This is a genomic window from Nonomuraea sp. NPDC050404 (assembly GCF_040655495.1).
Taxonomy (GTDB): domain Bacteria; phylum Actinomycetota; class Actinomycetes; order Streptosporangiales; family Streptosporangiaceae; genus Nonomuraea.
In genome coordinates, this window is sequence record NZ_JBFAKB010000027.1 from 135,301 (window position 1) to 147,195 (window position 11,895).

General features: G+C 70.7%; 11 protein-coding genes. 2 read left to right on the plus strand and 9 right to left on the minus strand.

What is annotated here, in order from left to right; genetic code table 11:
• Positions 1 to 33 precede the first annotated feature (33 nt).
• Positions 34 to 2,907: a CBM35 domain-containing protein gene (locus tag AB0I81_RS49470; RefSeq protein ID WP_360673740.1), complete on the plus strand. Its 2,874-nt coding sequence runs from the start codon at positions 34 to 36 to the stop codon at positions 2,905 to 2,907.
• A 37-nt stretch (positions 2,908 to 2,944) separates the two neighbouring features.
• Here AB0I81_RS49470 and AB0I81_RS49475 read toward each other — a convergent pair whose 3' ends face one another.
• The 4 genes from AB0I81_RS49475 to AB0I81_RS49490 are packed head-to-tail and all read right to left on the minus strand — an operon-like array spanning position 2,945 to position 5,510.
• Positions 2,945 to 3,877 (minus strand): M56 family metallopeptidase, encoded by a 933-nt coding sequence (locus AB0I81_RS49475; RefSeq protein WP_360673743.1) that lies wholly within the window; start codon positions 3,875 to 3,877, stop codon positions 2,945 to 2,947.
• Positions 3,874 to 4,221, minus strand: coding sequence for a BlaI/MecI/CopY family transcriptional regulator (locus AB0I81_RS49480; protein ID WP_360673746.1), 348 nt, complete (start codon positions 4,219 to 4,221; stop codon positions 3,874 to 3,876). The genes AB0I81_RS49475 and AB0I81_RS49480 overlap by 4 nt, the downstream gene beginning before the upstream one ends.
• Position 4,222: 1 nt before the next feature.
• Positions 4,223 to 4,807 (minus strand): vitamin K epoxide reductase family protein, encoded by a 585-nt coding sequence (locus AB0I81_RS49485; protein ID WP_360673749.1) that lies wholly within the window; start codon positions 4,805 to 4,807, stop codon positions 4,223 to 4,225.
• The gene (locus tag AB0I81_RS49490; RefSeq protein WP_360673752.1) at positions 4,788 to 5,510 is read right to left on the minus strand and encodes a thioredoxin domain-containing protein; all 723 of its coding nucleotides are present in this window, start codon (positions 5,508 to 5,510) and stop codon (positions 4,788 to 4,790) included. Before AB0I81_RS49490 ends, AB0I81_RS49485 begins: the two co-directional genes overlap by 20 nt.
• A 146-nt stretch (positions 5,511 to 5,656) precedes the next feature.
• Here AB0I81_RS49490 and AB0I81_RS49495 point away from each other — a divergent pair, with 146 nt between their 5' ends.
• Positions 5,657 to 7,147, plus strand: coding sequence for a sodium:solute symporter family protein (locus AB0I81_RS49495; RefSeq protein ID WP_360673755.1), 1,491 nt, complete (start codon positions 5,657 to 5,659; stop codon positions 7,145 to 7,147).
• A 40-nt stretch (positions 7,148 to 7,187) separates the two neighbouring features.
• Here AB0I81_RS49495 and AB0I81_RS49500 read toward each other — a convergent pair whose 3' ends face one another.
• From AB0I81_RS49500 to AB0I81_RS49520, 5 genes are all read right to left on the minus strand, one after another.
• Entirely contained in the window at positions 7,188 to 7,373 is a 186-nt protein-coding gene (locus tag AB0I81_RS49500; RefSeq protein WP_360673758.1) for a tautomerase family protein, read from the minus strand.
• Between the two features lie 57 nt (positions 7,374 to 7,430).
• Complete coding sequence (locus AB0I81_RS49505) at positions 7,431 to 8,195, minus strand: IclR family transcriptional regulator (RefSeq protein ID WP_360673761.1); 765 nt, start codon at positions 8,193 to 8,195, stop codon at positions 7,431 to 7,433.
• Between the two features lie 17 nt (positions 8,196 to 8,212).
• A complete protein-coding gene (locus tag AB0I81_RS49510; protein ID WP_360673764.1) occupies positions 8,213 to 8,965 on the minus strand; it encodes an SDR family oxidoreductase in 753 nt (250 codons plus the stop codon).
• Entirely contained in the window at positions 8,962 to 9,801 is an 840-nt protein-coding gene (gene kduI, locus AB0I81_RS49515) for a 5-dehydro-4-deoxy-D-glucuronate isomerase (RefSeq protein ID WP_360673767.1), read from the minus strand. Before kduI ends, AB0I81_RS49510 begins: the two co-directional genes overlap by 4 nt.
• A gap of 65 nt (positions 9,802 to 9,866) precedes the next feature.
• Entirely contained in the window at positions 9,867 to 11,840 is a 1,974-nt protein-coding gene (locus AB0I81_RS49520; RefSeq protein ID WP_360673771.1) for a multicopper oxidase domain-containing protein, read from the minus strand.
• Between the last annotated feature and the right edge of the window lie 55 nt (positions 11,841 to 11,895).

Below are 11,895 nucleotides of genomic sequence, written 5' to 3' on the forward strand. Positions count from 1 at the left end.
AGAAGCGCGTCCCGGACAGGGGCGGCCCTGGCGTTGGCCCTCGCGCTCGTGGCGGCGCTGCTGAGTGCGCCGCCCGCCGCCGCCGAGGTCGAGCACCCGCGCCAGCAGTGGATGCGTGACTCCACGGCAGGGCTGTTCCTGCACTGGGGCATGTTCACCGCTCCCCGCCACACCGACTGCGCCGCCTGGGAGCGCAGCGTGACCGACGGCGGCTGGACCCCCGACTACTGGGTGGACGAGGCCAGGAAGCTGCGCGCCTCCTACATCGTGCTCGCCACCTTCCACAGCCGGCTCGGCTACGCCCGGCCATGGCCGTCGAAGATCCCGGGAAGCTGCTCGACCAAGCGCGACATCCTCGGCGAGCTCATCGCGGCGGGCAAGGCCAAGGGCGTGCGCGTGCTGCTCTACATGACCGACGACCCGCAGTGGCACAACGAGGTCCCCGGCGTGCGGACCCTGGACTCCGCCGCCTACTCCGCCCACAAGGGGCAGCAGGTGGACCTCACCACCCGCGACGGCTTCGGCATGTACAGCTACGACCTGTTCCAGGAGGTCATGGACGGCTATCCCGACCTGTCCGGCTTCTGGATCGACAACGACAACGCGTACTGGGAGAAGAACAAGCTGTACGAGCAGATCCGGGAGAAGCGTCCGGCCTGGTTGTTGTCCAACAACAACGAGGACACGCCGATCATGGACACCGTCAGCAACGAGCAGAAGACCGGCATGACCCCGGCCTACGACTACCCGCAGGCCGTCTACACGCCGATGCCGCGCCTCACCGAGGCCGACTACAAGCTGCCGACCGAGGGCGCGTGGTGGTACGACGGCAAGGACAACGCCGTCGACTTCCCGCTCAGCATCGGCCGCTACATCGCCAACGCCGGCTCCTCGATCAAGTCGCTGATGGCGGAGACCCCGATGGTGAACGGCAAGTTCCCGCCGAGCCAGGAGAAGTTCAACGACTTCATGGACACCTGGCTGCCGCCCGTCTGGTCCGCCATCGAGGGCACCAAGGGCGGCGGCTACATGTACGGCGGCATGCAGCCCGGCTTCTGGAACGACGGCGCCCACGGCGTCATCACCGTCGCCGACGAGGCCAGGACCCAGTACGTGCACGTGCTGACCAAGCCGCGAAGCCAGGACCTGGTCCGGCTGCGGGACAACGGCTACCGGGTGACCCAGGTGAGCAACGTCCGCACCGGCGCGCCCCTGCGGTTCACCCAGTCCGGCGGTTACCTCTCGATCCTCGGCGTCACCGACTGGGACACCTACGACACCGTCTTCAAGGTCCGCACCTCGGGGCAGCAGCACTTCCTCAAGCCCTCCGCGGTCAAGGCCACCGCCTCGGCCGAGAAGCAGGGCTCACCCGCCTCGAACCTCGTGGACGGCGACTACACCACCTACTGGGACAGCGACGGCAACCAGCCGGTGTCGGTGACCCTGGACCTCGGCAAGCGCCGCAAGGTCGCCTACCTGGCCGTCAACCAGACCGAGTGGTCGCCCACCCACGCCCGCGAGTCGTTCGGCCGGCCCGAGGACTCCGCCCGGATCATGAACTACCGGGTCTACGCCGGCAAGGACGGAAGGTCCTGGGGTGAGCCGGTGCGTACCGGCGCGATGCGCAGCGCCCGTGGCGTGCAGTTCATCGACCTGGGCGGGCTGGACGCCCGTCACGTCAAGCTGGAGGTGCTGGACACCTGGAGCGGCGCGCCGGCCAAGCCGTTCCACAGGCAGCTCAGGATCGATGAGATCCGGGTGGCGACGGACTACCCGTCCCGCGACGCCGGCGGCCTGCCGCTGGAGGCGGAGGCCAGGCAGAACGACCGGGACGGCAGGGCCCGCGTGACTGGCTGCGACTCCTGCTCCGGCGGCGCGCAGGTCACCCGGCTGGGCGGCGGCGCCCGCAACGCCGTCACCTACCGCGACGTCAAGGTCGCCGGGGCGGGCACGTACCGGCTCGATCTGCACCACACCGCGGCCGAGGCGGGCTCCCTGTCGGTGAGCGTCAACGGCGGCGCGCCGATCAGCAAGAACGTGGCCGCCACCGGCGTGGACGTGCCCGCCGACACCTCGATCGCCGTGCCGCTGGCCGCCGGATCCAACTCCGTCAAGGTGTTCAGCGACGACAGGCAGGGCCCCGGGCTGGACCGGATCGTGGTCGGGCCGATGCCGCCCGCCTCGTCCGCGCCCAGGACCACGATGACGGTGAACCCGTCCGGCGTGGTCTGGGTGGGCCCCGGGCGGCAGTCCGTCAAGATCTCCGCGAAGCTCCGCCTGGATGAGGACCAGGTGGACAACGTGCGGATGGCGCCTGTGACGCCGGAGGGCTGGACCCTCGAAGGCGCCCCGGTGACCGCCGCCGGCCTGCGCCTCGGCCAGTCGATCGAGGGCACCTGGACGGTCACCGGGCCGGCCGGTGGCCAGGAGAGTCCCGTACAGGTGCCGGTCAAGGCGGACTTCGAGACGGTCGGCCTGCCGCACAGCGTGTCCAGGACGGTGCCGATCCAGGCCCGGCCCGCTGACCGCGTCTTCGTGCGCGAGGCGGAGAGCTCGCTGAACGACATCGGCAGCGCCGGCGTCACGAACTGCTCGCGCTGCTCGGGCGGGCAGAAGGTACGCAACATCGGCGGCTCCGCCGGCGCGTCCGTCAGGTTCGACGACGTCACGGTGGATCAGGCGGGCGACTACAAGCTGTACATCGACTTCACCGTCAACGGGAACCGCTCGTACTTCGTCACCGTCAACGGCGCGGCCCCGATCGAGGTGCCGACCAGCGGTATGGGCAACGCCACCGTCTACACGGAGGTGGTGACCGTGCCCCTGAAGGCGGGCGGCAACACGATCACCATCGGCAACGACGGCGACTCCGCCCCCGACCTCGACAGGATCTCGCTGGGCTCGTGAAACCCCGGCGGCCAGGCCGGCGCCGGCCTGGCCGCCCTCAGAAGGTGGCGCACAACACCGGGGCCACCAGCACCGCGAAGGGGCCGCTGAGCAGCAGGGTCGCGGTGGAGTACGCCGCCGCCGGCACCCAGCGGGGACGTTCGGCACGTCGAAGCAGCCGCTCGACCCGCTGGGCCACGGCGGCATCGGCCAGCGCGAACGTCAGCGCCCCGCCGTCCGATCGCGGGGCGGCCATCAGGACCAGGGTCCGGGCGAGCACGAACTCGCCATGGGCCCGGCGGGCATGGTCGTCCGCGATCATCTCCAGCAGCAGCGGCACGGTCTCCCGCGCCGCCCTGGCGGCGGGAAGCCATGGGAACGCCCTGGCCAGCGCGATGAACGGCAGCAGCACCAGATCGTGCCGGCCCCGGGCATGGGCGCGCTCGTGCCCGAGCACCGCCTCCAGTTCCTGTGCGCTGAGCAGGTCGAGGGTGCCCTGGCTCAGCACGACCCGGCCCCGCCTGCCGGGCAGGCAGTAGGCGATGCGCTCCCGGCTCGGCAGCACGTAGGCGTCCCGGTCGGGGCAGTGGTCGGCCACCATGTCGATGAGCAGGCGCTGGCGTCGTTGCCGGCCGGCCGTCCGCACCGTGACCTTGGTGGTGTGCACGAGCAGCCACACGATCAGCCCGGCCGACCAGGCGAGGGCCACGAGGTGCGGGCCGCCCAGCCCGGCCAGCCCATGGCCGTTGACGAGCTGACCCGCCAGGGTGTGCATGCCGTGCGGGAAGACGGCCGCCAGCGGGGCGACTGCCGCGACCAGCCCGATGCCCACCGCGCCCAGGCCGCCGGCCAGGCAGATGGCTTGCCACAGCACGAGGGCGGCCCGGGGGTGGCGGTGCGTCCACGAAGCCGTGGCCAGCCGTCGCGCGAGCCGGCCGCCGAGCGCGATCGGCGTCAGGGCGATGCCGGTCGCGACCAGCCAAATGATCACGTTGCCGGCCCGTTCAGCGCCTCCCGCAGGGCCTTGGCCATCTCGGGCGTCACCGTGCCTGCGAAGTGTTGCGCGGTCGCCTCCAGGTCGCCGGCCTCTTCGAGCGCGGCCCGCATGACCTCGGCGACGAAGGCGTCCCTGCCCGCGGTCGCCTTGTACAGGTGCGCCCGCCCCACCCGCTCGCGCGAGACCAGGCCCTTCTGCGACAGCCGGAGCAGCACGGTGAGCACCGTGGTGACGGCCGGCCCGGACGGCAGGCCGAGCGCGATGTCCTGCGCGAACATGCCCTCGGGCCGGCTCCACAGAGCCTCCATGATCGACCGCTCCAGGTTGCCGAGTCGCATCCTAGAAGGTTACCGGCAGCAGGGTGCTCCAGAAGGACCAGAAGCGGACCCCGATCATGGCGATGAGCGTGAGGAACCAGACGGTCACCGGCACGCCGTGGTACGCCGCGAGGCGCCCCGCGGCGAAGTTGCGCAGGGTGACGTACCAGAAGAGAGGGACGGTCACCGCCCACACGACCATGCAGTACGGGCACAGCGCGCCGATGACGTACAGGCTCTGGAAGATCAGCCAGTGCACGAAGAGCACGCCGCCGGTGACGCCGGCCTGCAGCCCCAGCCAGAACCGGCGCGGCAGCTCCGCCCCGGCCAGGAGCACGGCCCCGACCGTGGTGACGACGGCGAAACAGGCGATGCCCAGCAGCGGGTTGGGGAAGCCGAAGAGCTCCGCCTGCGGCGTGCTCATGATCGATCCGCAGGACAACACCGGGTTGATGCTGCAACTGGGCACGTACGCCGGATCCGTCAGCAGCGCGATCTTCTCGACGGCCAGGACGAACGCGGCGACCAGCCCGATCCCGCCACCGATCAGCAGCAGCCACGGCAGCAGACGAGGAAAGGGGGCGGGGTTACTCGGCGAGGGCCGCATCGAGGGCCGCCTTGAACTCGTCGGGGGTACGGGGCTCGATCCTCTCGCCGTTGAGGAAGAACGTCGGGGTGCCCTGCACGCCCAGCGCCTCGCCGTCCGCGGCGTCCTTGCGCACCCTGGCCAGGGTGGCCGGATCCTCATATGCCTTGTCCCAGGCCGCCAGGTCCAGCCCCAGCCCCTCGGCCATCTTGCGGAAGAAGGCGTCGGCCGGCACCTGCTTCTCGCCCCACTGGCTCTGGGTCTCATACATCCGCCGGTACATCGCGTCGAACTTGCCCTGCTTCGCGGCGGCCTCCACGGCGCGGGCGGCGCGCTCGGCGTTGAAGTGGCCGCCGATCGGGAAGTAGCGGGCCACGAAGGTGACCCTGCCCGCGTAGTCCTTGCGGAGCTGCTCGACCGTGGGGAAGTACGCCCTGCACGCCTCGCACTCGAAGTCGAGGAACTCCACCAGCGTCACCTTGCCGTCCGCGGCGGTCCCGAGCCGGTGGCTGTCCTCGCGCACCACCTGCGCCGCGCCCGCCGCGCCGGAATCGGAACCCAGGCTGGCCATCGCCAGCCACACGGCCGCGACCACGGCGAACACGCCGATCGCGGAGACCGACACGGCCACGTTCCTCCTGCGCGCGGAGCGTTGCCGCTCCTCCGCGCGCAGGGCCTCGACCTTGGCGCGCCGGGCCTCGGTCCCGTCGTGTTGCTGGGGCACGTGCGTACTCCTCACCGCCGACCAATGTTTCTACGGAGTGTAGAAGATGGCGGAGGCGGTCCGGCACTCAGCACTGGCGTTCCATGTATTGACATCACGTTTCGTGTAGCAGAACATCTGATCAGTCGGGTCCCTGGAGGTCGCGGATGTCGCCACTCGATTGGTCGGTTCTGGGCGCTTACTTCCTCGTCATGGTCGGCATCGGAGTGTGGTCCAAGGGCCGCGTCCGGAACATCGTCGACTTCTTCACCGCCGGCGGGAAGATCCCCTGGTGGTTGTCGGGCATCTCCCATCACATGTCCGGCTACAGCGCCATCATGTTCGTCGCGTTCGCGGCCGTGGCCTACAACTACGGCCTGGCCATGTACGTCTGGTGGGCGTTGACCATCGGGCTGGGCGTCGGGATCGGCGCGTTCCTGTTCGCCCCCCGCTGGAACCGGTTGCGTGCCAAGCACGGCGTGGTCTCCCCGCTGGAGTACCTCGCCCGGCGCTACAACCTGCCCACCCAGCAGGTGCTCGCCTACAGCGGGGCGTTGCTGAAGGTGGTGGACATCGCGGCCAAGTGGGTCGCGATCGCGGTGCTCCTGCGCGGCTTCACCGGCCTGCCGATCATCTGGGGCATCGGGATCACCGGCGTGGTGACGCTGGTCTACATCACCGCGGGCGGCCTCTGGGCCGACGTGCTGACCGACTTCGGGCAGTTCGTCATCCAGGGCGTGGCCGGCATCGCGATGTTCTTCGCGTTCATGGCGCACCTCGGCGGCGTCTCGGCCCTGTGGACCATGTGGGACCGGCTGCCCGAGGGGCGCGGTGATCCGTTCAGCGGGCCGTACACGGTGACGTTCTTCCTGGCCCTGCTGTTCATCAAGACCTTCGAGTACAACGGCGGCATGTGGAACCTGGCCCAGCGCTACATGGCCGCGCCGAACGGCTCGGCGGCGAAGCGCAGCGCGCTGCTGTCCAGCTTCCTGTGGCTGGTCTGGCCGCTGATCCTGTTCCTGCCCATGTTCGCCGCGCCGCTGATCGTGCCGGACCTGGCCAACGCCGAGGAGGCGTACGTACGGCTGTCGCAGGCGCTGCTGCCGCAGGGCGTCATCGGGCTCGTGCTGGCCGGCTTCTTCTCGCACACGATGGCCATGGTCGCCTCCGACGCCAACGTGATCTCCTCCGTCATCACCCGGGACATCGCGCCGGTCATCGTGCGCAAGGTGCGCGACCTCACCTCGGCCGCGCAACTCACCTTCGCCCGCGCCACCACGATCGTGTTCGTGCTCGTCAGCATGGTGATCGCGATCACCACCGAGGGACAGGGCGTGGTGCTGAAGATCGTGGTGGACCTGGTCGCGGCCACCATGGGGCCGATCTCGATCCCGCTGATGCTGGGCCTGCTGCCCTGGTTCCGGCGCAGCGGGCCGCTGGCCGCGATCGTCTCCTGGGCGGCCGGCCTGAGCGTCTGGGCCTACGTCAAGTGGATCATGGCGGCCACCGACACCGCCATGGTGGTGGGCGTGCCGCTGGTCACCTCGCTGGTGTTGTACGTGGTGATCGGCCTGCTGCGCCGCGAGGACACGCCGCAGCGCGACGAACTCGTGGACTCCCTGAACACCGACCCCGCGGTGGAGCAGGTCAAGGCATGAAGCCGTGGGCGGTTCCCCCGGGGGCCGCCCATAGCCTTGATCACTTGTCGCATTCCAGGACGCCGCCGTTGGCGACGTCGGACTTCTCGATCTCCAGGAAGAGGATCCTGACCTTCTCCCTGTCGGCCTTCAGGATGGCGGCCGCCGCCTCGGTGACCGCGGCGGCGAACTCCCTGCGCTGGTCGAGCGTGCGGCCGGAGACCAGTTCGACGGTGATGTTGGGCATGCCGTCCTCCCGTGTCGTCTCACAACACGGTAACCCATCCCGCTACATAAAACAGGCTTACGGGGTGGGCTGGATCAGCGGCGCGCCCATCGCCATCGACACCTCGCGGGCCGCGCTCATCACCTCCTGCGCGTGCTGCTCCAGCTCGGCCCTGGTCATGTCCATGACCAGGGCGGAGATCGAGATGCCGCCGAGCACCTGGCCGGTGTGGTCGAGCACCGGGGCGCCGACGCAGATGATGTCGGAGACGTTCTCGCCGTCGTCCACGGCGTAGCCGCGCTCGCGCACCTCCCGCAGGCCCGCCAGCAGCGACTCGGCGTCGGTCAGCGTGCCGGCGGTCAGTCCCGGCAGGCCGGTGCGCGCGGCGATCGCGCGTACCTCCTCGTCGTCGAGCTGGGCCAGGATGGCCTTGCCGATCGCGGTGCTGTGCAGCCGCAGGCTCATGCCGATCCGCGAGGGCATCTGGTACGGCCTGCGCCCCTCCAGCTTCTCCACGTAGACGGCCTCGTCGCCGTTGCGCACCGCCATGTGCGTGGTGTAGCCGGTGCGCTCGTGCAGCGCGCGCAGCGCGCCGGCGGCCTGCCTGGCCGGGTCGAAGCGGGCCATGACCCGCCCGGCCAGGGTGAGGATGCGCGGCCCCGGCTCGTAGCCCCCCGTGCCGTCGGCCCTGGCGAACCCCCACTCGACGAGCGACTGCAGAATCCGGTGCACGGTCGACTTGGAGATGCCCGTCGCGGCGGCGATGTCGGTCACCCGATGATGCTCGGCGATCGCCTCCAGCACGGAGAGGGCCTTGTCGATGGAGCTGCCTTCCCTGACCACGCCTCCGAGCCTAATGGTCAGCGCGCCATCCAACCGCCGTCCACGGCCAGCACGTGACCGTTGACGTAGTCGGAGGCCGCCGAGGCCAGGAACACCGCCGCGCCCACCAGATCGCCCGGCTCGCCCCAGTGCCCGGCCGGGATGCGGCCCCGGATCTCGGCCTCGCGCGCGGGGTCGCGCCGCAGCGAGGCGGTGTTGCCGGTGGCGATGTAGCCGGGCGCGATCGCGTTGACCTGGACGCCGTGCGCCGCCCACTCGCAGGCCAGCGCCTTGGTCAGCCCCGCCACGCCGTGCTTGGCCACCGCGTAGCCCGTGACGTTCACCCCGCCCTGGAACGACAACATGGACGCGATCATGATGATCTTCCCCGTCCTCCTGGCGACCATCCGGCGGCCGGCGGCCTGGCTGAGCTGGAAGACGGCGTCCAGGTCCACCTTCAGCACCGCGCGCCAGTCGTCGTAGGAGTGCTCGGCCGCGGGGGCGCGCCGGATGATTCCGGCGTTGTTGACCAGGATGTCCACCTGATGCTGGTCGAGCACCTGCTCCAGCCGGCCACCCAGCACGGCCGGCTCCGACAACTCCTGCACCCACCGGTACGCCTTGCGCCCCGCCCCCAGCACCTCGGCCTCGACCTCGTCCAGGTCGTCGCGGTGGCCGTGCAGGATCACGTCGGCCCCCGCCTCGGCCAGCCCGCGCGCGATGGCCCGGCCGATGCCGGTGCGCGAGCCGGTCACCAGCGCGGTACGCCCCTCCAGCGAGAACTGCCTCACCGCAGCGAGCCGATCGCCACGGACTCCATGTCGTCGTAGGCCTGGTTCTCGCCTCCCATGGCCCAGACGAAGGAGTAGCTGCGCGTGCCGAACCCGCAGTGCACCGACCAGTACGGCGAGATGACCGCCTGCCGGTCGGCCACGACGAGGTTGCGCGTCTCGTCGGGCCGGCCCATCAGGTGGATCACCCGCTCCTGCGGCGGCAGGTCGAAGTAGAGGTAGACCTCGCTCCTGCGCTCGTGGGTGTGGCACGGCATGGTGTTCCACATGCTGCCGGGCTCCAGCACGGTCACTCCGAGCACGAGCTGGCAGCTCTGGATGCCCTTGGCGTGCACGTACTTGTAGATGGTGCGCTCGTTGGCGCCCTCCCGGCCGCCCAGCCTTACCGGCTCGGCGCCCTCCCGGCCGCCCAGCCTTACCGGCTCGGCGTCCTCCAGGGTGGCGCGCGTGGTCGGCAGGTCGGCGTGCGCGCAGGTGGAGACCAGGTAGAAGGCGCCCTCGCCGAACGACACGTCGGCCACGCCGCGCCCCACGTACAGGCACTCCCTGGGCTCCAGGCGGTGGGCCCGGCCGTCCGCGCGCACCGTGCCGGGGGTGGCGCCGACGTTGACCACGCCGAGTTCGCGGCGCTCCAGGAAGAAGCCGGCGCCGAGCCACGGCGGGGCGGGCAGGGTGGCGGGGCCGAGCACGCCGCCCACCACGATCCGGTCCTCGTGCGAGTGGACCAGCCGCGCCGCGCCGGGGGAGAACAGGTCCTCCACCAGGAAGCGGGCGCGCAACTGCGCGGTGGTCATGCCGGGAAGCTGGTCGGGGGCGGTGGCCGGGCGAACGTCCATACGATCCCTCCTATTCCACTACACAGAATGTAACACTGCTACATGGAACGGGAGGGATGGCGGCGTCAGTGGCCGTGCGGGTCGAGGGCCATGACCTCCTTGGGCAGCACGACGAACGGGCGCATCATCTTGTGGTCCTCGTGCTCGTAGACGTGGCAGTGGTGCACGAACCGCCCGAGCGAGCCCTCGAAGCGGCCCATCGTCGTGATCATCTCGCGGAAGCCGAGCGCGATCACGTCCTTCCAGCCGCGCTCCTCGGGGCGCAGCGGGTCCACGTCCAGGATCTTGATGGGGGTGGCGGTGCCGCCGCCCAGGCGTCCGGACGGGGTGGTGAAGTAGCGGAAGCCGGAGGTGTCCAGCATGCGCTTCTCCAGCGCCTGGAAGGAGAAGCCGTGGGCGTGCATGGGATGCGGCACCCCGCTGCCCTCCAGCGAGACGAACTGCCACTTCTCCCAGTCGCCGTCGGCCACGTGGAAGGCCACCGGGTCGGGGAAGTCGCGCGAGAGCCTGCGGTACGTGCTCACCTTGCCCGACTGGTCCTGGAACTGCACGATCCCGTCGGCGGGCAACGACTCCGGCGGCGTGTCGATGCGCTCCATCTCCCACATCTCGGCGTTGATGGGGAAGGCGGGGGTGATGAGCACGAGCCGTTCCTTGTGCTCGGGCAGGGCGGCGGGGTCGATGGGCTTGAAGCTCTTGCTGACCGTCTTCGGCAGCGTGAAGCGCGGCGGGCGCTTCTCCTCGCCCACCCTGAAGTTGATCACCTCTGGTACGGGCGACTTGACGAACGAGGCGTCCACCCAGCGCAGCGACCTGCCCTCCAGGCCGGTGAAGTCCACCAGCACGTCGGCGCGCTCGGCCGGCGTCACCAGCACCCAGTCCTCGATCGGCACGGGCGCGGGCAGCAGGCCGGCGTCGGAGCCGATCTGGAAGACCCGCCCGGTGACCGGCTGCCCGTTCTCGTCCACGAGTTGCAGCAGGTACGGGCGGATGCTGGCGGCGTTGAGCACCCGGAAGCGGTACCACGCGGGCTTGACCTCGGCATACGGCCAGACCGTGCCGTTGACCAGCGTGTAGGGGCCGGTGAACGAGCGCACCACGGTCTCGGCCTGCTGCGGGTAGACGGCGATCTTGTGCAGCAGTCGCCCGTTCGGCTTGCCGTCGGCGCCGGTGTCGAAGTTGCGGTCGCACAACACCAGCGGGATCTCGTACTGGCCCGAGGGCAGGCCGAGGGCGCGTTCCTCGTCGTCGCGGATGAGGTACATGCCCGCCGTCAGCCCCGTCATGGTGTTGAAGCGGGTGATGTGCATGGCGTGGTCGTGGTACCAGAGCGTGCCCGAGCGCTGGTCGTTGGCGTACTGGGCGATCTGGGCGAGCCCGCTCGGCACGGCGTTCTCCGGCCAGCCGTCGTTCCCGGCGCCGGTGAGCGCGCCGTGCAGGTGCACCACCGCCCACGGGGGCAGCGCGGCGACGGCGGCGTCGGGCGTGGCGCCCCCTCTGCCCGGCAGGTCCCACACGGGGGTGGGGCCCGGCGCGTTGGGAAGTTGCACGGCGGTGACCGGGTAGTCGCCGGTCAGGGCGTTGGCCCAGGTGACTCTCAGCGGCTCGCCGCTCCGCACCTCGATGGTGGGGCCGGGGAAGTGGCCGTCGTAGGCCCACAGGGTGGTGGGCGGCAGGTCGGCGTGCAGGCGCCTGGTGATCGTCCGCATCGTGATCGTGACCTGCGAGAGCCCGCGTTCGCGGGTCAGACGGGCCTGCGGGGGGATGCGCAGGCGGTCGCGGTAGGGGCGCAGGTGCAGGACGTCGTCCGCCGCTGCGGCGGCTTGGACGAACGCCTCCGCCGCCCTCGCGTCGCGGGCCACGGTCTGCCCGGCGGGCGCGCCGGTCGTGGTCGCAGGGTGGGCGGGCAGGTGGGCGGGCAGGTGGTCGGCTCCGGCGGCGGGGCTGAGCGCGGCGTGCAGGGCGTAGCCGCCGGCCAGGCCGGTGGTCGCGGCGCCGGCCAGCAGCGCTCGTCTGGAGATCGAGGGCTGATCCGACATCGAGGGTGCTCCCATCGGGGGATGAAGATCCGGGACAGCCTGAAGTTAGGCTAGG